Here is a 25502-nt window from a genome sequence, read left to right as displayed (position 1 = left end):
TTGCCGACAACTATCATTTCGAATCTAAAACTTTGTTGAATTGATTACCTGTAGGACAGCCCAAATTCATCATTATTGAATATGGCAATTTTTTTTGAAAGAAATAATGCTCTGATTCATCGACCTCTTTCACAAAGTAAAATCACTCTTTCACTTCTTCATAGTCGATATAATCTCCGCCCCTGATTTCTTTAGATTTTTTTTCCTGGTATTCCTGTGGAATATGGTCCACATTGATCGTATCCTTCTGTGGTTTTTTCCTGAAGTCTTCCTCTCTCTTAAGGTTATTGGCGTGATCTACAAACTGCTTCAGTTTGCTTTTAAGAAAGAACTGTAAAAGCTTGGAAAATATCCAGGACAATGCAATGGCAATCAGAAGAAATTTAAATATAAATCCCATATTTTAGACTATTAGATATTAGAACAAAGAACCAAGACGAATCTTGATTCTTGGTTCTTGGTTCTTGTCTCTATCTACTTAGATAAAGGTTTCTTTCGGCATAAATCTTCAAGAAGTAATCATCCATCAAATCATCGATAAAATAGATGGATTCACCTGTTGATTTCATTTCAGGTCCCAATTCCTTATTGACATTGGGGAATTTGTGGAAAGAGAAAATCGGTTCCTTGATGGCATAACCCTTTTTCACCGGATTGAATTCAAAATCAGTCACTTTATTCTCTCCCAACATTACCTTCGTGGCATAATTCACATACGGTTCCTGATAGGCTTTGCAGATAAAGGGAACGGTACGCGAGGCTCTTGGGTTCGCTTCAATGACATAAACCTTGTCATTTTTGATGGCAAACTGAATATTGATCAATCCTACGGTCCTCAATGCGAGTGCAATTTTTTTGGTATAGGTTTCAATCTGTCTCATCACATAATCCCCCAAATTGTAAGGAGGCAAGACAGCATAAGAATCCCCGGAATGGATTCCGGCAGGTTCTATATGCTGCATGATTCCTATGATATAGACATTTTCACCATCACAAATGGCATCTGCTTCCGCCTCAATCGCACCTTCCAAAAAGTGGTCAAGAAGGATTTCATTATTGGGAATATCCCTGAGGACATTGACCACATGTTCTTCTAGCTCTTTTTCGTTGATGACAATCTTCATGCTTTGACCTCCCAATACATACGATGGTCTGACCAGCAGTGGAAAACCCAGTGTTTTACAAAGCTCCAGGGCTTCATCGGTATTATGTATGGTTCCAAATTCAGGATAAGGAACATCATTTTCTTTCAATAATGTTGAAAAACGGCCTCTATCCTCGGCCAAATCCAGCGCCTCAAAACTTGTCCCGACTATTTTGACTCCATATTTATCCAATTTCTCAGCCAGCTTCAATGCGGTCTGACCTCCCAATTGTACTATCACGCCTATAGGATTTTCCTGAAGGATGATTTCATAAATATGTTCCCAAAATACAGGCTCAAAGTAAAGTTTGTCAGAAATATCAAAATCAGTGGATACCGTTTCAGGATTGCAATTGATCATGATGGTTTCGTAGCCACATTCTTTGGCGGCCAACACTCCGTGCACACAGGAATAATCAAATTCAATCCCCTGCCCAACCCTGTTGGGGCCTGAACCTAGGACCACTACTTTCTTTTTGTCGGAAGGTATGGATTCATTTTCCTCTCCGAAGGTCGAATAATAATATGGCGTCCTGGCTTCAAATTCCGCTGCGCAGGTATCCACAAGTTTATATACCCTTTTGATGCCCATTTCTTTGTATCTCTTGTCAAAGACTTCACTTTCAAGGCAATCCAATAAATGGGCAATCTGTCTGTCTGCATAGCCTTTCTTTTTGGCCTTCTCCATCAATTCCCTTGGAATGGTTTCCAAATCAAATTTTTCCATCTCATTTTCAAGATGGATCAATTCCTCAATCTGCTTTAGGAACCATTTGTCTATTTTGGTCAGGTCCTGGATAGTTCTAAAAGAAATCCCAAGCTTAAAGGCATCATAAATATGAAAAAGCCTGTTCCAACTTGGATGGGCCAAGCTGTACAGAATTTCTTCCTGATTTTTCAATTCTTTGCCGTCGGCCCCTAATCCATTTCTTTTGATTTCAAGAGACTGACAGGCTTTTTGAAGCGCTTCTTGGAAGTTTCTTCCGATTCCCATTACTTCGCCCACAGACTTCATCGATAAACCCAACCTACGGTCAGAACCTTTGAACTTGTCAAAGTTCCACCTTGGGATTTTCACAATGACATAGTCAAGGGCAGGCTCAAAAAATGCTGATGTGGTTCCGGTTATAGAATTGCTCAATTCATCCAAATTATACCCTACAGCTAGCTTAGCGGCTACTTTAGCTATTGGATAACCTGTGGCTTTGGAAGCCAGGGCAGAAGAACGGGAAACCCTGGGATTGATTTCAACACCTATAATTTCTTTATTGTCGGGGCTCACCGCAAACTGTACATTGCAACCACCGGCAAAAGTTCCGATACTGTTCATCATGGTGATCGCATGGTTTCTCATGCGCTGATAAACGGTATCCGGAAGTGTCATTGCAGGGGCAACGGTGATGGAATCCCCTGTATGTACCCCCATAGGGTCAAAATTTTCGATGGAACAGATGACAATCATATTGCCGATATTGTCACGCATCACTTCCAGTTCGTATTCCTTCCAACCCATGATACTCTGCTCAATCAACACCTCATGTACCGGAGATGCCTGCAATCCAGTTACAAGTGCTTTTTCAAAATCCTCTGCTTTTTCCACAAAACCACCACCGGCACCACCAAGAGTATAAGATGCCCTGATGATCAAAGGGAAGCCTATTTTCTGTGCTATTTCATTTCCCTGAAGGAAAGAAGTAGCCGTGGCACCCAAGCAAACACCAACACCGATTTTCTCCATCAAGGCTTTGAATTTTTCTCTATTTTCTGCCGTATCGATGGCATCAATATCCACACCTATCATCCTGACACCGAATTTCTTCCAGATTCCGGCTTTATCACAATCCAAGGCAAGATTCAAAGCTGTCTGTCCACCCATGGTCGGGAGTACACTATCAATATCAGGATGTTCCTGAAGGATTTTGATGATGGATTTCTTCTCCAATGGAAGTAAATACACATTATCAGCAGTAACCGGATCCGTCATGATGGTGGCTGGATTGGAATTGATCAAGGTTACCTTGATGCCTTCTTCCCTGAGAGAACGGGAGGCTTGGGAACCTGCATAATCAAATTCGCAAGCTTGACCGATAACGATGGGACCTGAACCGATGATGAGAACGTGTTTGATACTGGTATCCTTAGGCATTCTAAATGAGGTTTTAAAAGGTTTTTACTTATGGCTAAATTGGTGCAAAAATAGGGAAATAAATTTAAGTAGCCCGACTGCTTTCAAAAAAAGGGGAGTATAAATCAAAATTCTACTGCTGTCGGCTGAACCTACCGTATTTTATTGTTTATTATTACCATTTGTAAGACCAAGCTTTAAATGAATTTTGATAGAAAATACCAATTGCATCTATAAGCTATAGTGATGGTTTGGCTATGGCGTATTTGAAATTCACACCCATCCACCACCCACTGGAATTGTATATGTAGGGAGGAGGAGATTGAATTTGAACAGGGATATTAGCTGATAATTGCATCCCGATAGGGGGTTACTCCCTGCCGCCGAAAGTCTATTTCTACACTTAGGATCCGTGTTTTTGTGGATTCCAAATGCAGAACAGCGGAATTTGGGTTTTTAAACAGCCCACTTGAAAAAATTATATGAATTCTTGGATTTTAGCAAAAAGTCGGCGAATGGTCGGGAGAGAGACGGAACATGGTCGGGAGGAGTACGGGAGGATAGGAATCCAAGCCCGCCTGTATCGGGTAGGTTCAAAGAGTTGACGAAGGTTGATTATTGGTGAATTTGCCGTATTTTTCAATTGCAAGAATTAAATTGAATTACTATTTTACTGGCATCATTGCGTACATTCATAAAAATATTAGTGAGGCACTAATGGACAAGCAATTGGGTATTGTAATCCAGGAATGGTAAAATCAGCCTCCCGAACCTGAATGGAAAATTATAGAGGATATTTCAATAAAATTTTACAGGTCTTTTTCCCAAATGAGTTTGACAAAATCATTGCCGATACGGATAGACATTATAGTACTATTTCAGTCAGTACGGCATTTGCCATAACTTCAAAAAACCCGATTGACAAACGGTTGGACTTTAGCGCTTACTTTTTGGCATTGATCAAAACGCTTGATGAGAAAGGTGAATCTTTTGATACCATAAGGCAAATATGCCTTCAGATTGTAACAGCATATGTTCAACCAAAAAACAAAGCACAGGCATTTTTCAAGAGACTTTTACCAAAACTCACGAACACTTTGTTTGGTCAGATTCTTATAAAGCAATTTCACAAGAGAACAAGCACCAATTCAAACAGTGAAGGATTTATAGCCAATATTATTACTGACAAAACAGAAACATTTGGTATAGGATATGGCATAGACATTATTGAATGTGGGATCTGTAAACTCTTTCAGAAGTATAATTACTCTAGGTATGCTTCCATACTTTGTGAAGTAGATGAAATCACTTCTTCATTGGCAGGTCTCAAACTTATCCGGTCAGGCACAATCGCAAATGGGGCAAAAAAGTGTGACTTTAGATTTAAGCGGGAAATTTGAATTACCATAACTTTTTATGGTGCGGGAAACAGTTCTGGAGTGAAAGAAATAAACATGCTTGGAAAAATTTTTACGTTTTAAAGCCAATCCTTTTTCTCATATTCTGATGTTTCACCATTCCTGATATTTTAAATAAAATAAACGGACACACAAAAGCCCCTAAGAAAGTATATGGTATACGGTGATTTCAACACGCCATTAGGACATGAAAAATCCGAAAATTAATTAAATTGCTTCAGGTTATTGCCGCAATTGATCGACAAGCCATTTTGAAAGTAGAGTGACAGTATTAATTTTTTTAAATGTTGACTTCTAACCAAAAACCATATAGCTATGAAACGACTCTCTCTCTTCCTTTTATTGATTCTAGGTTTGACACAGTGTACGGACAAAAGACCAAGTTTTGAAGCTCCTATTCTCAAAAACATTGGCAACTATAAAGTAAAGGTGACCACCAACTCTGAGTACGCCCAACTTTTTTTCAACCAGGGAATAATCATGGCTAATGGATTTAATCATGCCGAAGCCGAACGGTCATTTCGCGAATCAATTAGACAGGACTCCACATTTGCCATGGGCTATTGGGGCATTGCCTATGTGCTTGGCCCAAACTACAATTCAGGTGGGGAAAATATGGGCGCCATCCATGACATTAGGAGTGCCGTCAAAAATGCTGTGAGGTTCGGCAATAATGCTACTCCATGGGAAAAGGCAGTCATCAATGCGATCCGAATTAAATTCCCCGCTGACTCTTTGATTACAAACGACGAGGGTTATTCTGATTCGATGAAAGATGCTTATTCCGAATTTCCGAAGGATGATTTTGTGGCCACTTTGTATGCCGAATCCATCATGAATTTGCATGCCTGGGATTTTTATGAAAAAAAAGGTAAAGCACCCCGGCCCTGGACTCCGGAATTATTGGAAGTGCTGGAGAAAGCCATTGCTATCAATCCAAATAATCCTTTAGCCAATCATCTATATATCCATGCCATCGAAGCAGGACCTGATGTTCAAAAAGCTTTGATGAGTGCTGAACGATTAAAGACCTTGGTGCCATCGGCTGGACATCTGGTTCATATGCCCTCACATATTAATATCAATACAGGAGACTACCGCGAAGGTTCTATTGCCAATGAACAGGCCGTGATTGCGGATAGCATCTACATTGCTGAATGCAAATCCCAAGGTGTATATCCCCAATTATATTACCCACACAATTACCATTTCCTTGCCGCGACAGCAACTTTTGAGGGGAGAGGTTCAAAGTCCATTGAGGCAGCTTACAAGACAGAAAATATCTTGGATAAAAAGTATTTTCATGAAGCAGGATACGAAACAGTTTTGCATTACACAACTATACCTATGCACGTTCTTGTGAAATTTGAACAATGGGAAAAAATCCTTGCCAGCCCAAAACCCGATGAAGACCTTGCCTATCCCAATGCAATTTGGCACTACGCAAGGGGAATGGCTTATTCAAATTTGGATCGACCAAATGATGCCAAGATTGAATTGGACGCTTTGAAAAAATTAAGTGAATCCGAAGATGTAAAAAGAATCATCATCTGGGCATTAAACCCCGCAGAGCAGGTTTGTAAAATTGCATCAAACGTTTTAGAAGCGGAAATACTTTCAAATAATGGTGACTTTATATCAGCCATTCCAATTTTGAAGCAAGCCATTGAACTGGAAGATGGTATGATTTATAACGAACCGCCTGATTGGTTTTTTTCAGTGAGGCATCTTTTGGGTGATGTCCTTATGAATGTCAATGATTATGCCGGTGCTGAGTTGGTTTACCTTGAAGATTTGAGTTATTGGCCAAAAAATGGCTTTGCACTTAAGGGACTTTATGAAAGTCTAAAAGGACAAAATAAATTAGAAGAAGCTGAAGACATTAAGAAACAATTTGACATAGCATGGAAATATGCTGATTCTGAATTGAAATATTCTCGCATTGACAGGGAGAAAAGAAAGGATTTGGTATTGAAAATTGATGAGAATTCTCCAAACACCTTGGTTTACCTCGCAAGTTCTATTTGTTTGACTAAGTGAAATAAAGAGACTGGGTTATTGACCCGACTTACTTACCAAAAGAAGGTCAAGCCAGATTCTTCGTAGGTAAAATGTTTACTGGTATTTCCATTCTATAATTATATTTGGACTTGTTAATGGTAATTCCTACAATATCCAGACTCAACTTTTCCACCTAAACGCTTTCCAATCCACTGCCCTCATGGTACAAAGGATGCCATCCAAATGGTCATATTCATGTTGGACCAGTTCAGAAATGGCTCCCTCTACATTCCAGGATTGTTTTTCCCAGTTTTCATCCAAATACTCCAAAGTCAGGGATTGATGCCTTTTTACTTTTACCAAGAGGTTTGGGAAACTCATGCAATCATCCCAAATCTCAAACAGTTCTTTGCTTGGATTTTTGATTTCAGGATTGATGATGATGTAGGATTTGTCCAAGTTCAGGTAAAACAGTCTTTTCATGATTCCCAATTGTGGTGCAGCTATGCCCCTGCCAAAACCATATCGGGCACGGATATCCTCCATGGCTTCATGCAGGTCTTTTACCCAAGCTTGGACAATGGGAAGTTCTTCCTTTAGGACCGGTTCACAGATTTCATATAGTCTGGGATCACCGAGTTTAAGTATGTCGTCAGTTGTTTTCATGTTAATTCTTAACATATATAAAACAATCTTAAACAATTCCCCAATCGATTTTGATCATTGGTTAATTTGAGAAATGGATTCCCTTTGACCATAGGTTCAAGAAAAAATACAAGAGGACATTTCTTTCATAAACCATTGATTTTGTATAAATTATACATCCAATAGATCAAACAAATTCACTTATGAAAACTAACTCTTTCCTTCTAAAATTATATCTTATGTGTATTTGCTTACTGGCCTTTACTTTTTGCCAGCCAAAATCAAGTTTGGAAATTTCATTGGGGAACATAGATTTTCCTGTAAGCGGTGAACCAAAAGCACAAAAAGCTTTCCTAAAAGGGCTTTTGCTTTTGCACAGTTTTGAATACAAAGATGCCCTTGAAGCTTTCGAAGAAGCGCAAAAGGAAGATCCTGAGTGTGTAATGGCCTATTGGGGCGAGGCCATGACCTACAACCATCCTATTTGGCAGGAACAGGATTATGAAAAAGGTAAGGAAACCCTACTTCGGCTTGGTTCAACTCAGGAAGAAAGATTGTCTAAAGCAAAGACAACTATTGAAAAAGATTTTTTTACTGCTGTTGAAATTCTGTATGGTAAAGGAAACAAGGTGGAAAGAGATAGATCCTATGCTGCCTATTTAGGAGAACTCTACAAGAAATATCCCGGAAATGATGAAGTTACTGTCTTTTATTCCCTTGCATTAATGGGTTCTATACCCTATATCAGTGATATGGAAGTTTATCAAAAAGCGGCTTCTTTGGCCAAAGAAGTTATGGAAAGAAATCCTGACCATCCAGGCGCCGTCCACTATTTCATCCATGCAAATGATGAACCCAATTATGCCCATCAGGCAAAAAAGGCGGCTGATATTTATGCAAAAGTAGCTCCTGATGCTGCCCATGCCTTACACATGCCCAGCCATATCTATCTTTCGCTCGGCATGTGGGATGAAGTGGTCAGCTCCAATGTGGAGTCCTTTCAGGCAAGTGTCAACAGGAAGGAAAGAAAGAATCTCGATTACAATGGATTGGGGCTTCATTCTTTTCAATGGTTGCAGTATGGCTATCTTCAACAGGGAAAATTTGAAGAAGCTAAAAAACTATTGGAGGATGTGGTTTTTTACGCCAAAGAATCTCCGTCCTTCTATACCAATGTGCATCAGGCATTTATGAAAACAACCTATTTTGTGGAAACAGAGGATTGGGACAACCCCTTGGTAGATTTGGAGTCTGAACATAGCGGATTCAACATTTCTGTTAAAAGCAGAGACAGGTTTGTTCATGCCATGAAAGCCTTTCATAAGAAGGATTTTGAAAAGGTGGAATCAATTCTTATGATCATGAAAGAGGAAAGAGAGGCAGCTGGCAAAACCATCAGTTTGGATGCAGGAATGGCACTTTGTAGCAGTGGAGGGGCAAGCAGAGAAAATACCACCCCTTGGGGTCTTAAGAGTGCTGAAACCATGGAACTGGAACTCCTCGCTTTATTATCATGGGAAAAAGGAGATTATTCAGCTGCGGAAACTTATTTCCAAAAAGCAACAGCATTGGAAGATGAAGTCGGTTCAGCAGCTGGACCTCCAACTATTGTAAAGCCCAGCCACGAATTATATGCGGAATTTTTGGTGGCAAATGGAAGGCACGAAGAAGCCATTCAACAATATGAATCAGCCTTGAAATTAGCACCTAACAGGGCCAAAAGTGTGAAAGGGAAAAAGGAAGCGGAGGAATTGTTGAAGCAACAGGCGGTTCTTTAAATCTTTGAGGTCTTCCCAACCGCGACGAAAGGACCTCGAAGGTTTTTAACCTCTAATCCTAGAGAAAGACCTTTGATTCCGTAGGTGCGGAATCAAAGGTCCCCTTGACAATGTAAGTGTCTCCATTCACATCCGTGAGGGGAGCAGTTCTACCTTGATTTGTTTTCAGGGAAAATGGCGTTACAAACGCCTGACTCAGGGTCACGAAGCCACAGGCTTCGGACAACGAGAGCGCAAATACTTTTGAGGAATTCTAAGGCATTTCCGCAGCTAAGCCAATACAGTGTCCACAATCAAATCATTGAGTTGCTGAACTTCGCAATAGGCTTGTTTTAGTTTTAAAGTCCAGAGGATTAATTTATCCCTTTCAGGGATAATGAAATCACCATCTTTTTATCTTCCCCCGGGTTTTTCACCCGGGGGAAATACCCTTGCGGGGTTCAATCCCTCCGGGATTTTACTCACCCTTAGAATGTTATCATGAAAATTCCCAGAACTTCTCCTAGGCGAGCTTTAACTCGCAAATAGGTTGTTGATATATAAGGAACAGTCAAGCTCGTTCTGAATGACGAAGTTATTTTTTAACACTAACCTCAGTCTTGGTACTTGGTACATCGTATATTGTACTTCCTACAACCCTCTAAATATGCAAAGCCCGATTATCCGTAGCTGCCAAACAGGCCTCTTTAAATGCCTCGGTATAGGTTGGATGGGCGTGGGACATTCTGGCGATGTCTTCCGCGGATGCCCGGAACTCCATGGCCACCACTGCTTCGGCAATCATATCGGCTGTTCTGGGGCCGATCATGTGTACACCCAGGATTTCGTCTGTTTCGGCATCCGCCAACACTTTGACCAAGCCATCTGTGTCCATGGATGCCCTTGCCCGGCCTGAGGCCAAAAATGGGAATTTGCCGGTTTTGTATTTGATGCCTTTTTCTTTTAACTCCTCTTCTGTATAGCCTACTGCTGCCACTTCCGGCCAAGTGTAAACCACTCCCGGGATCAAAAGGTAATTGATATGTGGTTTTTGCCCGGCGATCACTTCTGCTACGAAAACACCCTCTTCCTCTGCTTTGTGGGCCAACATGGCACCTTTGATGACATCACCAATCGCATAGATGTTAGGCACATTGGTTCTGAGGTGGTCGTCCACTTCTACCTGTCCCCTATCGGTGATTTTTACGCCTGCCGCCTCTGCATTCAATCCATCTGTATAAGGTCTCCTTCCAATGGAAACCAACGTATAGTCACCTTTCAGTTCCAAGGTTTCTCCTTTGGAATTCTCCGCTTTTACTATAACTTCTTTTCCTTTGTTTTCTACCTCAACCACCTTGTGTTTCAAGTAAAACTCAAAGCCAAGCTTTTTCAAAGACTTCTGCAATTCCTTGCCCATGGTTTTGTCCATGGATGGAATCAGGGAATCCATGTATTCCACTACGGTTACTTTAGCACCCATCCGACCATAAACAGAACCCAATTCCATTCCGATCACGCCACCGCCAATGACGATCATGTGCTTGGGGATTTCCTTAAGATTCAGGGCTTCAGTGGAGGTGATGACCCGGTTCTTATCGAGTTTGATAAATGGAAGAGAAGATGGTTTGGAACCGGTGGCAATGATGATATTTTTACCTTTGATATCTTCAGAAGAGCCGTCATCTTTGGTGACCTTTACGGTGTTTTTATCCACAAAGGAACCAAGGCCATGGTGTACCTCAATTTTATTTTTCTTCATCAAAAAATGAATGCCCTCTACATTCTGCTTGACCACATCGTCCTTTCTGTCGATCATCTGCTTCAGATTGACTTTCAGATTGCTCAGGTCAATCCCATGCGTTTTAAAAGTATGAGCCGCATTGTGGTAGTGTTCGGAAGAATCCAACAAGGCTTTTGAGGGGATACAACCCACGTTGAGGCAAGTACCACCAAGAGTGGCATATTTTTCCACAATGGCAGTTTTCATACCCAATTGGGCTGCTCTGATGGCTGCAACATATCCTCCGGGTCCGGAGCCGATTACTATTAGGTCGTACATTAATTTAGATTTTAGATGTGAGATTTTAGATTTGAGATTTAGTTACTCACAGATTAAAACTTTTTTTCTTGGTACCATGTACTAAGTACAAAGTACCAAGAAAATAAATGTTGATTATAAATTAAAACTTATTTTAAGTTTGACAATCATGTTTTGAAGATGTTCAAGCTCTTTTTCTGTTTTTTGAAAATCCTGATTATTTACGTATTCTAGCTTGTTAGAAATCACTAATTGGGTATCCAACTCAAAGGATGAACCCAAAGCAACACTGAGAACATCTTTTCACTACACTAAGAGATTCCCCGAAATTCTATAGGGCATCTTACGAGGTTCAGGAAATGATAGATTAAACATTAATAGAACCTCAGGAGATCCCTCGTACCTACCAATGACGTAATCGGAGCGGCCCGTCACCCTGACTACCAATGACGTAATCGGAGCGGCAAATCACCCTGACTTAAGGAAGGGTCTCTCGAGGTTCAGGAAATGCATAATAAACATAAATAGGACCTCTGGAGATTCTTCGTGCCTCAGAATGACGGCTGCCTAAAGGGTAACTTGATGTCATTCCTTTTCTGAGCATTTTCAAAATGTTGGGGACTACCAATGACGTATTTTTGGGAGATCATATAACATATTGATTATGTGATATTTCCATCAAAGCGGTTTTCTCATCTAGTTCTATGGCGAGCTTTTGGAAATACTTCTTTTTTTGCGCCAACAAACGGTTTTTATAGTCCTCTATACCTTTTTCAACAAAATCTTTACCTTTCACCATGAGTCGCCAGTACTGTTCGGCCAATTTTCTCGCTACCGCCTTGATCGCAATTCTTGACCCTTTTCTTGCCCTTATCCTTCTTCCAAATTCTCCCAATGCTATACGCTTACTTGTAAGCAGCGATTGGGCTATAGTACGGAATATTTGACCTGCCTTTGGTTTTCCCTTTGATTTACTCCTACGTGTCTTGCCAGAATGGTTTTGTCCCGGTGATAATCCCAGCCAACTGGTAAAGTGTTTCTCACTTTTCCACTTGCTTAGATCCTCTCCGGCCTCTGTGTACAACTGAAACCATGTATAAGATGTGATCCCAGATAATTGGGTGGCATCTTTACCATTGAATAATAATCTGAGATGTTCTTCCAATCCATCGACGGTGGGCTTATGATGTCTTACGGGTTTGGATTTTCTTTTAGGCTTTTCTTCAGGAAGATCCTGATGCTGGTTCAAAACCTCCTCTATCTTTTTATCACATGCCAGGATTTGTCCCTGGTAAAACTGATATGCCTCATATGCCTGTAATAAACTAAACAAACCTGTTTCGGTGTAGTAGCCTTCCAAAGCCTTGAGAATTTCTTCCGATTTGTTCTTGACCAAGCTCCCATGGCAATAGGCCAACAAAGCATGTGGGTTGCGCTCACCGGCCAAAATCGCTTCAATGATAGACAGCCCACTCTTGCCTTGTACCTGGCTCAACACTTCCAGCAAGCGGAGGTTCATCTCGATCAAGGCTTTCTGCATGTGGTTCACATGCATGGCAGCACTTCTGATGTGATCCTCCCGCAAACGCTGGTAGCTCCTTAGTTTTTTGACCAACCCCTCGGCCACAAAGCAGCGGTTGAGCAAACCGTAACTATGCAGTTGGTTTATCCATTGGCAGTCTTTGACATCGGTCTTTCTTCCCGGCACCTGCCTTGTCTGCCTGCCATCAACCAGCCATACATCCAGGCCGGCAGCTTGCAGCACATCATAAAGAATTATCCAATAACTCCCTGTAGCTTCCATGGCTACAGTCTTGATGCCGTGGGAGAGTAAATGTGACACAGCATCTTTGAAATCCTGAGTGAAGGTGCCGAATACAGCTACCTGTTCCCCTTCGATGCCGATAAAAATATTGCGTGAACCAATATCAATAGCAGCTGAATGATGATGAATCTTTTCCATACATATAAAGGATAAATTGGTAAGGATAAAACCCTGTGCCCGTGGGATAACAGTCTAAAAGGTTACCATGCGGACAAGCAATATGCTGTACCATACTTCTGTCTATCACTCACGGAACCATACTCGGAAACAGGCAAGTGCACTATACTCCAATCGGCCAAACTGCACAGAGATTAGGCAAATATAATACGTCATTTCCTTTCTGTAAATGCCAATTTTTATTACTCAGAATGACGAATCGTTATTTCGAGGTTCTCGCATCTAATCTCTCGCTTCTGTATCAAACCCCAAACAACAACCTCGTCGGTTCTTCCAACAATTGCTTGACCCTGACAAGGAAGCTGACAGACTCTCTGCCATCAATGATGCGGTGATCGTAAGATAGGGCCAGATACATCATGGGGAGTATCTTCACTTCACCGTTTACGGCCATTGGTCTTTCTACGATATTGTGCATACCCAAAATGGCTGACTGTGGGGCATTGATGATCGGCGTGGACATCATGGAACCGAAAACACCTCCGTTGGTGAGGGTGAAGGTTCCACCTGTCATTTCCTCAATCGACAATTTATTGTCCCTAGCTTTGGTAGCCAACCTGACCACTTCTTTTTCGATCTGCTCAAAACTCAAAGACTCGGCATTTCTGATCACAGGTACTACCAAACCTTTTGGAGCGGATACTGCTATTGAAATGTCGCAGAAGTCATTGAAAATCATTTCATTGCCATCGATCTGAGCATTGACCGAAGGCCATTCCTGCAAAGCTACACAGACTGCTTTGGTAAAAAAAGACATAAAGCCAAGGTTTACACCATGTTTCTCTTTAAACTGATCTTTATATAGCTTTCTCATCTCCATGATCGGACCCATATTGACTTCATTGAAAGTGGTCAACATGGCCGTTTCATTTTTTACGGCTACCAATCTTCTGGAAACGGTCCTTCTTAGTGAAGACATCTTTTCTCTCTTGCTGTCTCTGGAACCGGCAACTTTTGGTGCCTCCGCTTCTGCTGATGGTTTTGGAGCTTCCGCTTTTGGAGTTTCCTTTTTTGGCGCTTCATTCGCTACCTTTTGAGCAGCTTCCGCATCTTCTTTGGTGATGCGCCCATCTTTTCCAGTTACTTTGATGTCTTTGGGATCGATGCCTTTTTCAGCCAATATCTTGGCAGCAGCAGGGGAAGCATGTCCTGTTGCGTATGTTTCTTTTTGGGAATCTTTTTTATCAGGAGCGGATTCAGAATCCTGTTTTTTATCAAAGGGTGCAGGGCTACCGCCTTCAGTCACTTCGATTTTGCAGATCAGACCCCCAATTTCAAGGGTGTCGCCTTCTTTGGCTACATGCTTCAAAACACCTGTTGCCTCAGCCGGCAATTCGAATGTTGCCTTATCTGAATCTACTTCTGCAATGATTTCATCGAGCTCCACATAATCTCCGTCAGCTTTCAGCCAGTTGGCCAAAGTAACTTCGGTGATGGATTCTCCGACCGTAGGGACAATCATTTCTTTTACTTCCCCCGTTTTTCCGGAAGTTTTTGAAGCTTCTTTCGAGGCTGCCTTCTCCTCTTTGGCAACAGCTGCTTTGCCATCTGTTTCGATTTCACAGATTACTGCTCCTATTTCCAAGGTATCACCTTCTTCGGCTTTGATTCTTAAAACACCCGCGGCTTCGGCTGCAAGTTCAAAAGTAGCTTTGTCAGATTCTAACTCGCAGATGACTTCATCCATTTCCACGTAGTCACCGTCTTTTTTAAACCATTGTCCTATGGTAACTTCCGATATGGATTCCCCAACGGTAGGGACTTTAATTTCTAGGCTCATTGTTTTTTCTTTTTTACCCCCAAATCCGAAGCTTCGGACCCAAGGTTAATTTCACTGATTAGATTAAAATTAAACCTGATACGGCATTGCCCTGAATTATTCCATCAAGTCAAACCGATGTAGGGGTTATTTTGAAAGTTTTAATGCTTTTTCGATAATGGCATTCTGTTCCTGCACATGAACTTTGTGATATCCTGTGGCGGGTGATGCGGATGGTTTCCTTGCTATCAACTCCATGGGAAGTTCCTTATACAATAATCTTAGGATATAGTTCCAATAGCCCATGTTTTCAGGTTCTTCCTGAACCCAAACCAACTCGGCATTTTTATACGCCTTCAGTTCTTCCAAAAGTTGTTTTTTTGGAAATGGATGTAATTGCTCAATTCTGATTATGGCCACATCAGTTACCTTTTCTTTTTCTCTCGCCTCTTCCAGGTCATAATAAATCTTGCCTGAACAAAGTACAACCCTTTTCGCATCTTTTGCCTTGACGGTAATATCACCGATGATTTCCCTAAATCGGCCTTTTGTAAATTCCTCGAAAGGAGAAACAACTTTAGGATGTCTTAAAAGGGATTTTGGGGACATGACAATACATGGCTTTCTGAATTCCCAGGCCAATTGTCTTCTCAACATGTGGAAGAAATTGGAAGGCTCGGTAATATTGGCCACCACCATGTTGTATTCGGCGGAAAGCTGTAAAAATCTCTCAGGACGTGCATTGGAGTGTTCCGGACCCTGTCCTTCATAACCATGGGGCAGAAACATCACCAATCCGTTCATCTTGCTCCATTTAGATTCTCCTGAGGAAATAAACTGATCAATCATCGTTTGGGCACCATTGGCAAAATCCCCAAACTGTGCTTCCCAAATCACCAAAGAATGTGGGTTGGCCATGTTGTAACCATATTCAAAACCCAAAGCCGCATATTCTGACAATAATGAATTGTAAATATAGAACTGCCCTTTGCTGTCTTTTAATTCTTTAAGAAAATTGTACGGCTTGTTGCTGTTGGCATCATGGACTACTGCATGTCTGTGTGAAAAAGTACCACGCTGACTATCCTGACCTGTAAGACGGACTGTTTTTCCTTCCAACAACAAAGTACCATAGGCCAACAACTCGGCAGCTGCCCAATTGAGTGACTTAGAATTGAAGTACATGTCTTTTCTCTGCTTCAACTGAACCTCGATCTGCTTGATCGGTTTAAAACCTTTGGGAACAGCAGTCAGTGCCTCAGCAACTTTATTGATCATTTCTTCAGAAACTCCTGTTTCAGGAGATTGGTCAAAATCCTCAGGATTGGACCTCCTCATGGAAAGCCATGCCTGTTCAAATTTTGTAAACTGATAGGGCAGGGGTTTTTCCTTTACCATATTCAGCCTGTCCTGAAGCAACTTACGGAACTCTTTATCCATCTGCTTGGCAATTTCCGCATCGAAATCCCCTCTTTCGGTCAATTTCTTGACATAGATTTCTCTTGGATTAGGGTGTTTGGAAATAATATTGTAGAGTTCAGGTTGGGTGAATTTAGGTTCATCAGATTCGTTATGACCGTGTCTTCGATAGCAGACCATGTCCACAAAAATATCCTTGTCAAACTTCTGCCTGAATTTGGCTGCAAGCCTTGCGGCAAAAACCACAGATTCCGCATCGTCACCATTGACGTGGATGACGGGTGCATCGATCATCTTGGCCACGTCTGTACAATATATGGAAGACCGGGCATCATCGAAGTCGGTGGTAAACCCTACCTGATTGTTGATGACAAAGTGTATGGTTCCTCCGGTATTGTATCCTTTGAGGCCGGCCATCTGTGTCACTTCATACACAATGCCCTGCCCTGCGATAGCGGCATCACCATGAATGAGTATAGGTAAAGCTTTTTTGGAATCCCCTTTATGCTGTGAATCAATCTTAGCACGTAGAAATCCTTCCACCACCGGGTTGACTGCTTCCAAATGGGAAGGATTCGGGGCCAATTTCATATTCACTTTTTTCCCGTCAGGAGTGATGATATCACTTGAAAAACCCATGTGATATTTTACGTCCCCGTCACCCATCGTGAGGTCCGGCTTGGCTGTACCTTCAAACTCGGAAAAAATCTGTTCATAGGTTTTGCCCATGATGTTGGCGAGGACATTCAATCTCCCTCTGTGTGCCATTCCGATCATTACTTCCTCCACACCAAGGGAAACGGAAGTATTGATGACAGCATCCAAAAACGGGATAGTACTTTCTCCACCTTCCAGGGAAAATCTCTTCTGTCCAAGGTATTTGGTATGCAAAAAGTTTTCAAAAACTACCGCCTGATTCAATTTGGAAAGGATTCTTTTCTTTTCTTCCACTGCGGGATTAAAGGCCAATGCTTCCTGTTCAATTTTGGTTTTTAACCAATCCAACATTTCAGGCTCCCTGATGTAGAGGTATTCAAAACCTATTGAACCTTCATATATGATTTTAAGTGACTCTACTATTTTGGATAATTTGGAAGTTCCGATGCCTATCTCTTTGCCTGCCTGAAATTCAGTATTCAGGTCATTTTTATCAAGACCAAAATCATCGAGGTCAATCAAGGCTTTCCTGTCCCTCCGTTGACGAACTGGATTTGTATCAGACCTCAAATGTGCCCTTGACCTGTAAGCATGGATCAAGGCCCTGACCTTGATTTCTTTGGGCAACTGTTCCATATCCATGATGGTCCCTCGTGTTGCCAATGCACCATTTTCAGGTTCCGCTTGTGCAGGAGTACTACCATTTGAGGATTTTGGGGTGGTGCTATCATCCATATCCCCGAATTTGGTAATGGCAAAATCAAAGCCATCAAAAAAAGTCTTCCAACTGGGGTCTATGCTTTCAGGATCGTTTTTGTAGTCTTCATATAGCTCGTCGATATAGGCTACATGGGCATTGGAGATATAGGAATATTTATCCATTGTTGAGTTTTTGCTAACACCTACAAATATATCTTATTAAAAACTCATTTGAAAATCGGATACCCGTTTATACGGGGGTGGTATTTGGGATTTAAGATTTCAGATTGTAGATTGTAGATTTGAGATGTAAGACACAAGACATAAGACATAAGACCTCCACGTCGGGTATAAGACATCATAATAAGTAATGTGAGTGAAGATACTCACATCGGCGGCAGAGATAGATGGTTTAAAACTATAAATAGCAGTCAATTCTATAAAGGACTTTGCCTTGTCACCTCGACGTCAGGAGAGGTCTGTAAACTTCCTTGGTGTCATATCCCCTCTTTAAATGCCAATTTTTATACTACCAATGACGTGTTAAAATATATCACACAGCGGTCGCAGCGAATTCACAGCGGCCGCCACGTGAAAAAAAGAGTCATTCCATTTATGAACATTTTCAAAAAGTTAGAGACTGGTAACGACTTTAAATTTTCATGATGTATGAATTGAGATATTGTATGTAATAAATGTGAGTGAAGACACTCACATGGGCGGGGGGAAACCACTTCGGAAGTAGGAAATGTTAACTCCATCGGGCTCCAAAATGCCGTAGGATTTCCTGCCGAAGGCACGGCATGACCGAAATTATAGCCCGGTAATTCATTGCCGGGATCAATATTGAAAACAGATCCCAAAAGTACCATAGGTACGAACGATATAATCCTTGTAAGATGTGTTAAATTTAGAAAAACTCTGGATGAGGAAAATTTAGAAAAACTCATTTTGGAGGCAGAGAAGAAACTTTGACGGTAGAAGAATGTGAGTGAAGACACTCACATTGGCGACAGCGGGAAACTTTGGCAGTAAGGGAAAGTGAGGGAAGACACTCACATGCGCGGTGAGGAAACCACATTGGCGATGGAGATAATCACTTTGTTGGTGAAGCTATTCCATCGGGCTTCAAAATGCCGTAGGCCCGTCCGACTGGTCATCCGGCCGGGCGGGCATGACCGAAATTATAGCCCGGTAATTCATTGCCGGGATCAATATGGAGACAAGATCCCATAAGTACCATCGGTACGAACGATATAATTCTTGTAAGATCTGTAAAATTTAGAAAAACTCACTTTGGCTAAAGAGGAGCCACTTTCGTGGTATAAGAATGTGAGTGAAGACACTCACATTGGCGGCAGAATTAAGAATTAAGACACGAGACGCAAGACATAAGACCTACACTTCCGGCAAGAGGCATAAGTTATCATGAGTAATGTGAGAGGAGACATTTACTTTGCGCTCCAAAATGCCGTAGGCCCGTCCGACTGGTCATCCGGCCGGGCGGGCATGACCGAAATTATAGCCCGGTAATTCATTGCCGGGATCAATATTGAAAACAGATCCCAAAAGTACCATAGGTACGAACGATATAATCCTTGTAAGAGGTGTATAATCTAGAAAAACTAACTTTGGCTAAAGAGGAGCAACTTTGGAGGTAAAGGAATGTGAGTGGAGACACTCACATTGGCGACAAAACCACTTTGACTAAAGAGGAGGTACTTTCGGGGTAGAGGAATGTGAGTGAAGACACTCACATTGGCGAAAGAGACACTCAAATCGGCGGATGGGGATGTGAGTGAAGACACTCACATGTGCGCTCTGCATGAACGTAATAAAAAAAGCAGTGCCAAATGGCACTGCTTTTCTATAAATCAATGTAATCGACTAATGTCAATTCATTTTACAATTTAGTCAAAGTCAACTCGACAGGCGCATTGGCCAGTGCACCACAGCTACCGTTGGCATCATCTATGATTCGTATTACGATGACGCTATCATCTGTTGTACCCAATTCGTATGTAGGTATATCGCTGTTGTTAGTAGACCAAATTATTGGATTACCTGCTGTACATCCTACACCTGGACCCTGCGCAGGTTTTAGAATCTGACCGCAGGAGAAATTAATGGAGAATGCACTGTTCGAAAAATTCCCTCCCAAATATTTGATAGGAAATATTCGCTGTGTATTGAAATTACCTACAGCCAAAGTCACCACCTCTGATACGAATCTGGTTGCATTACCAAAGAATGGATCGCCTGGACCTGATGTTTGTGCCAGATTATACTGTCCCACTGCGAATGTAGACAACAAGGGACAGACGACTTCAACCGGATACAAGAAAGGGGAGGCATAAAACAAACCTCCTTTAACATCCGGGCTGGCGTTGACATCATTGAAAACTCTACCATTTACATCCGTCGCCTCGAGTCTGAATTCAAACACATCCCTAGCTTGTACCTGTGCTTGGGTCATGCCCAAGGCAGTCAATACTTCTGGAGTTGTTACCGTGATTTTAGACCCAATAAATCTGCTTTCAGGGTTTGAGGAAAATTCAGAAGCAGATAAGGTTTTTACCACTACATCATTTACCTGTGTAGCCGTACCCGACGGGATATATTGATTTCCCACTCCTGGAATCAATCTCCTGTGTCTAACAGAAACCACTACATTTTGAATGGACCTACCTCCATCTGCATCCACTGCTTCGATATCGATCTCGAAACGGGATGTCCCAAGATTGAACAAGTCAAATGAAGTGCTTTGCCTGGCCAAAGTCCTTAAATAAAGGCCTGTATTAAAGTCCGTATATGGAATCCTAGGCTCCACGAAGTCTGTACATGAGGTAAACATCATCATCATGCCTACCAACATTCCTAAACTATATTTTAGTATTTTCATATTTCAAAGTTTTTATGTTAGTCAACCCAGGTATTTCCCTCAGGATTAGTGTCCCAAAAGACTCTCACACCAAGATTCGGTTTCTGAACTGCATTGCTGTTCGTCACTACGAAGTCATTTGGATATAGAAGAGATCTTGGGAACAATCCCGGATCTGGTGTCAACCCAGGTTGCATACCATCTGGTTGTCCAGTTCTTCTGTAAAGGTTGTAGGCTTCGATTCCGTTTCCGTAAAGGGCCAACCAATACTCCCTACCAATCAAATACATCCTTCTGTTCTCAGGGGCACTGTCCCATTCTGCACTTATAGAACTCACATAATTGTTTCTCAATGCCGGAAAATCGGCGTCAGGAGTAAAAGCCCTAACTGCGGTGGCAGCCAAGGTTCCCACAGCAAAAGACCTTACAAAATTCATTTGTTTGGTAATTCCACTTAGCATTAATGCTTTAGGATCGCCTGTAGTACCCAAGGTCAAGGCAGCCTCTGCCAACATAAAGTCCACAAATCCGGACAACATGATAGGCTGTACTCCTGCACCCTGCGCTCCTGCCATTAAATCATTAGAAGGCCTAGCACTGTTATCATCAAAACGGCCACCTGCAGGATATAGACCGTATAAGGTTTTTCTAAGGTTATCCGGCGGAATACCTTCATTGTTAAGGTGATCCCTTCCCCAATATCCTCTACCATCCGCCATATTGGGAAGACAGAAAGGCCAACCTCCAGCAAGGTAATGTCCCGGAGCAATTTCTCCAATACATCTAAGCTCATCCGGGTCATCAGGATTGGATAGTGTTTGCCTATATAGGTAATATCTTGCTCTTGGATCATCAAATCCTTTTTCTTCGGTCAAATGGAACATATACCATGTACTTTGGTAGGCTCCACCACCACCACCTAACTGTCCCGATAAAGGATGCCTGGCAGAAGGGTTGGTATTGCTGGTACCATATCGGAAAACAAAATCTCCATTAGTAGCCATTAAGTTGCCATCAGCGATCAATTGATTGATGGCAGCAGTACTACCTGGTTGGTCAATCAATCTTCTGTTCAAATGGTACTTCAATTCCAGAGAAGCAATCAACCTTCTCCAAAGTGTAACCCTATTGGCATCATTTGAGGCAGTACCATAGAAATAATCATTTGGAAGATTAGCGGTGGTTACCCCAAACAGCTCCTTCGCTGTCTGTAAGGCATCAAAAGCAGCTTGATAAACCTGTGGGCCAGAATCAACATTCGGATTAAAGTTGGTTGGATCCAAAGCTTCGGACCAAGGAACTGCATCCAAATAGTCCACAAGGTTCATCAGTACCATGGCTTTGATCACATTGGCAATGGCCCTGTGTCTTGGCAATGGCGCTGTTTCTGTAGCTAGACCTTCCAAAAACTTGATATCATTTAGGATAGAAGCATAAGAGGAGGTCCAAGTACCGTTCATGGTCTGTGCAAAATACGCATTGGCGTAGTTCACATTTGGTTGGGAAACCATTCTGGTCATTTGCATCCCGAATGTGCTCAGGGTACTGAAATTCCCCGCATAAGCCTGCTGTATGTTGTTCAGTATCCAAGTAGGGTTTGCGGTCTCCGCCGTTACCTCATTGGGACTTTCCAACAGATCCATATCACATGAAGTTGCAAATATCAAACTGAATGCAACTATCAAACTATATAATTTTCTTTTCATTGTCGTAATTTTTAGTGGTTTAGAAGTTAAGCGTCAAAGTACCACCGAGTCTTCTGGAGCTTGGTCCTGTCACGAAGTCAAATCCCAAACCATTTCCAACTCCCACTCCCAAGACATCCACATCATAGTTCATGTTTGGAGGAAAGTTCAGTGCCCTAAACCAAATATTGGTACCACTTAAAGCTACAGAAGCTCTCTTGAAAGGTGTTCTTGATAATACACTGGATGGAAGATCATAACCAATTGACAATTCTCTTATTCTTATGGAAGAACCATCAAATACATTTGCTTCATCTGCACCTACATGGTAGCCATCGAAGAAATAGTTGGCAGCAGTAATTTGAATATCATTGGGTGTTCCATCAGCTTTCACACCTGGAAGGATAAAAGTATTTTCTCTATCCACCACAGGATCTTTGGTCACACCTCTTGCCAAGGTCGCCGTCACCGTATTGGAGAAAACAATTCCTCCATGTCTGTATTCTAACATGGCATTGACAAAGAATCCTTTGTACCTGAAAGTGTTGATCCAAGAACCGGTCCATGTTGGGTTGGGATCACCAAGGATTCCGATATCAGGAGCTGTAAGATAAGTACCTGTCACATCCACAATCGGCTCACCTGTCTGCTCATCCCTCGCAAAAACCGAACCCTTGATAATGTTGAAAGGCTCTCCAGGGATAGCGAAGTTTCCAAGAGTTGTAAATCCCGCAATCACAATTTCATCCAAACCATCAGTCAATTCCATAGTGACAGTTCTATAAAGCGTAAAGTTTACGATGGATTCCCAAGTAAAACCCGTAGGTGTGCTTATAGGAGTAGCTGTAGCTTGAAGCTCTATACCCCTGTTCCTGATTCTACCAATATTGATAGCAGATCGGGTAAATCCTGTAGCAGGATCTATTGGGGATTCGGTGATCAGGTCTTTGGTATTTTTCTCATAGAGGGAAAGATCAATCCTTAACTTATTGTTGAACAGACCACTTTCTATACCAAATTCAAATTCTTCATGAAGTTCAGGACGGAGATTGGGATTACCAAGGAAAGTACTTACAGACTGATTCTGGAAGATAGTTCCTCCCCTTTCAAATGCCCTTGAGTTCTGGGCCAGGATATTTCTGGTTCTGTAAGGTCTTGGGAAACCTGCGGAGGTACCATATCCAAACCTAAGTTTCAAATCGTTAACTGTAGAAGAATTCCAGTTGAACTGATCTGAAGGCAACCAGGATACTGAGGCACCTGGATAGAGAATTCTTCTGTTTTCCGGTTCTACAGTAGAAGTCCAATCGTTTCTGGCCGATACATTCAGGAACAGGTAGTTGTCATAGTCAAAGGTAAAGTTTGCATAAACACCCATCCTTCTTTCCTCTATAAGAAAATCCATCCGTCCAGCACCTAATGGGTCCAAGTTGGCAGTTTCGGTAAAATTGGTGTGGCGGAACAAATTGAAGGCCAATTGACCTACAGAAGAAACGCCGAACTGCTCATATCGGTCATATCGCGAGTTACCGCCCAACAAAGCGCTTAGTCCTATTTTATCGGAAATCCTCTTATTCCAATTTAGAATAAGATCCTGGTTCCATATACTGTTTTGAATACTGATGGTTCTATAATAGCCCGTTTGCAGCAACTGACCCGCCACCAAAGTACTGTTTGACCCACCTCTATTGTACTTTGCTTCCTGATTTTCAGTATAGGTATCCAATCCCAATCTATAAGTGATGGAGAAATCATCATTGAAGTCATAGTTCAAGGAAGTGGAATTGAAGAATCTGTTTACTACCGAGGTGTTGGAGTAGTTTTCAACCAACCAAAGTGGGTTAACGATATCGTTACCTCCCCTATAATAGACACTACTGTTGTCATTGGGATTTTTGTAAGGCAATCCGGCCAAATCCACAGACCTTGGCGTGTAGAGTACATGGGAAAGTGCCGAAGGAATCCCCGCGTTGGGACCTGAACCAAAAGCCGCATTGACAGGAGGTGCATCCACATTGGTACGGGCAAAAGTAAAGGATGAGTTGATGGACAACTTATCAGTTACCTGGGAATTGATCCCCAAACCAAAATTGTATTTTTCCAGTTTGTTACCGGGAATAAAGCCTTCGTCATTGGTATAGCCAAATGAAGCACTGTAACCTGATCTGTCAGAAGCACCTTGAACCTGCACTGAGGTATTGCTTACCATGCCTGTTCGAAAGAAAGCAGTACTAGGGTCTTCATAGGCTTTGTAGTCATACCTGATAGGTGTGGTACCATCAGCCTCGAAGAATTCCGGAAATGCATTTCTGACGCTGGCCAAGCTGGAATTAGCTATGGGATGCGCAATCTGCAATCCCAAATCCATCCTTGGTCCAAAATTGGAAAAGAAAAGACCTGGCTGTTGCTGGAAGCCATTTCCGTAAATCTGACCATAATCAGGTAAAGAGGCAGCAGTGTTGGAGAAAAGTGATTGATTAACGGAAACCTCTGCTGCTTTTCTTTTTCTTCCACCTGACTTGGTAGTGATCAAAATCACACCGTTTCTTCCTTGGTCACCATACAATACCGTAGCTGACAGCCCCTTCAATACAGAAACATTTTCTATATTATTAGGGTCAATGTCCAAGAAACGGCTGGAAGTAGTAGCACCACCTGCTGCGAAACTAGTTTGATTATTGGTTCCGGAGTTAAAAGGAACTCCATCCACCACAAACAGCGGCTGATTGGATCCTGTCGCTGAGGAATATCCCCTGATGATGATGTTGGTTCCTGAACCGGACATACCGTTAGTAGCGGTGATGTTTACACCTGCTACTTTTCCCTGAAGAACCCTGGAGACGTCCGCTTCCGGTCTGTTTGAGATCAATTCCTCCCCAACAGTGGAAACTGCGTAGCCCAAGGCTTTCTTTTCTCTCTCAATACCCAAGGATGTCACCACAACTTCTGAAAGCTGGGAGGCATCGATGGTAAGAGTCAGATTAATTACAGATCTATTGCCAATAGATTCCTCAGTGGTCTTCAGACCAACAAAGGAATAGATAAGAACATTAGAACCTGCCGGTACACTAATAGAGTAATTACCATCCAAATCGGTGGTAGTACCTACTGTTGTACCCTTGACGAGTACGGTAGCGCCTGGTAGGCCCTGACCGTCTTCTTCGGAAATTACCTTTCCGGTAATTACCCGTTGTTGCGCCGACACTTCGTAACTGAGTGTCATGGTGAAAAGCGCAATAACAAAGAGTAAAGCTTTTCTCATAAGGTATTTT

At 42.1% G+C, this 25502-nt stretch carries 14 protein-coding genes and 1 pseudogene; 4 read left to right on the top strand and 11 right to left on the bottom strand.

Translation table 11 applies throughout. From position 1 onward, the window contains the following. Window positions 1-142: 142 nt before the first annotated feature. Window positions 143-400, bottom strand: coding sequence for a DUF4834 family protein (locus ACEW8O_RS12250; protein ID WP_373494915.1), 258 nt, complete (start codon window positions 398-400; stop codon window positions 143-145). 70 nt (window positions 401-470) lie between these two features. Next, window positions 471-3290, bottom strand: a complete 2820-nt coding sequence (gene carB / locus ACEW8O_RS12245) for a carbamoyl-phosphate synthase large subunit (protein WP_373494914.1) — start codon at window positions 3288-3290, stop codon at window positions 471-473. Window positions 3291-3738: 448 nt separating this feature from the next. On the opposite strand from carB, the gene ACEW8O_RS12240 reads away from it, so the two are divergent. The 3 genes from ACEW8O_RS12240 (at window position 3739) to ACEW8O_RS12230 (ending at window position 6727) form a co-directional block, all read left to right on the top strand. Beyond that, window positions 3739-3894: a hypothetical protein gene (locus tag ACEW8O_RS12240; RefSeq protein WP_373494913.1), complete on the top strand. Its 156-nt coding sequence runs from the start codon at window positions 3739-3741 to the stop codon at window positions 3892-3894. A 151-nt stretch (window positions 3895-4045) separates the two neighbouring features. Then, entirely contained in the window at window positions 4046-4669 is a 624-nt protein-coding gene (locus ACEW8O_RS12235) for an L-2-amino-thiazoline-4-carboxylic acid hydrolase (RefSeq protein WP_373494912.1), read from the top strand. 333 nt (window positions 4670-5002) lie between these two features. Continuing rightward, window positions 5003-6727 (top strand): tetratricopeptide repeat protein, encoded by a 1725-nt coding sequence (locus ACEW8O_RS12230; RefSeq protein WP_373494911.1) that lies wholly within the window; start codon window positions 5003-5005, stop codon window positions 6725-6727. 141 nt (window positions 6728-6868) lie between these two features. Here the strand turns inward: ACEW8O_RS12230 and ACEW8O_RS12225 are convergent, their stop codons facing one another. Next, window positions 6869-7354, bottom strand: coding sequence for a peptide deformylase (locus ACEW8O_RS12225; protein ID WP_373494910.1), 486 nt, complete (start codon window positions 7352-7354; stop codon window positions 6869-6871). A gap of 218 nt (window positions 7355-7572) precedes the next feature. On the opposite strand from ACEW8O_RS12225, the gene ACEW8O_RS12220 reads away from it, so the two are divergent. Beyond that, entirely contained in the window at window positions 7573-9111 is a 1539-nt protein-coding gene (locus tag ACEW8O_RS12220) for a tetratricopeptide repeat protein (RefSeq protein ID WP_373494909.1), read from the top strand. Between the two features lie 640 nt (window positions 9112-9751). On the opposite strand, the gene lpdA is transcribed toward ACEW8O_RS12220, so the two are convergent. The 8 genes and pseudogenes from lpdA to ACEW8O_RS12180 form a co-directional block, all read right to left on the bottom strand. Further along, window positions 9752-11149: a dihydrolipoyl dehydrogenase gene (lpdA, locus tag ACEW8O_RS12215; protein ID WP_373494908.1), complete on the bottom strand. Its 1398-nt coding sequence runs from the start codon at window positions 11147-11149 to the stop codon at window positions 9752-9754. 114 nt (window positions 11150-11263) lie between these two features. Then, window positions 11264-11413: pseudogene (locus ACEW8O_RS12210) on the bottom strand (four helix bundle protein); the annotation flags it as partial. 361 nt (window positions 11414-11774) lie between these two features. Then, window positions 11775-13091: an IS110 family transposase gene (locus ACEW8O_RS12205; RefSeq protein WP_373494907.1), complete on the bottom strand. Its 1317-nt coding sequence runs from the start codon at window positions 13089-13091 to the stop codon at window positions 11775-11777. 280 nt (window positions 13092-13371) lie between these two features. Further along, a complete protein-coding gene (gene odhB / locus ACEW8O_RS12200) occupies window positions 13372-14910 on the bottom strand; it encodes a 2-oxoglutarate dehydrogenase complex dihydrolipoyllysine-residue succinyltransferase (protein WP_373494906.1) in 1539 nt (512 codons plus the stop codon). A 126-nt stretch (window positions 14911-15036) separates the two neighbouring features. Then, window positions 15037-17847: a 2-oxoglutarate dehydrogenase E1 component gene (locus ACEW8O_RS12195; RefSeq protein WP_373494905.1), complete on the bottom strand. Its 2811-nt coding sequence runs from the start codon at window positions 17845-17847 to the stop codon at window positions 15037-15039. Window positions 17848-19567: 1720 nt separating this feature from the next. Next, window positions 19568-20566 carry a hypothetical protein gene (locus tag ACEW8O_RS12190; RefSeq protein ID WP_373494904.1) on the bottom strand — a complete coding sequence of 333 codons (999 nt, stop codon included), beginning with the start codon at window positions 20564-20566 and terminating at the stop codon, window positions 19568-19570. Window positions 20567-20583: 17 nt separating this feature from the next. Continuing rightward, entirely contained in the window at window positions 20584-22251 is a 1668-nt protein-coding gene (locus tag ACEW8O_RS12185; RefSeq protein ID WP_373494903.1) for a SusD/RagB family nutrient-binding outer membrane lipoprotein, read from the bottom strand. Between the two features lie 19 nt (window positions 22252-22270). Beyond that, on the bottom strand, window positions 22271-25492 hold the full coding sequence (locus ACEW8O_RS12180) for a SusC/RagA family TonB-linked outer membrane protein (protein WP_373494940.1): 3222 nt from the start codon (window positions 25490-25492) through the stop codon (window positions 22271-22273). Between the last annotated feature and the right edge of the window lie 10 nt (window positions 25493-25502).

This window comes from Aquiflexum sp., from assembly GCF_041749095.1.
Lineage (GTDB): Bacteria > Bacteroidota > Bacteroidia > Cytophagales > Cyclobacteriaceae > Aquiflexum.
The sequence above is the reverse complement of the archived record's forward strand: the minus strand, read 5'-3'. Positions and strand labels throughout refer to the sequence as shown.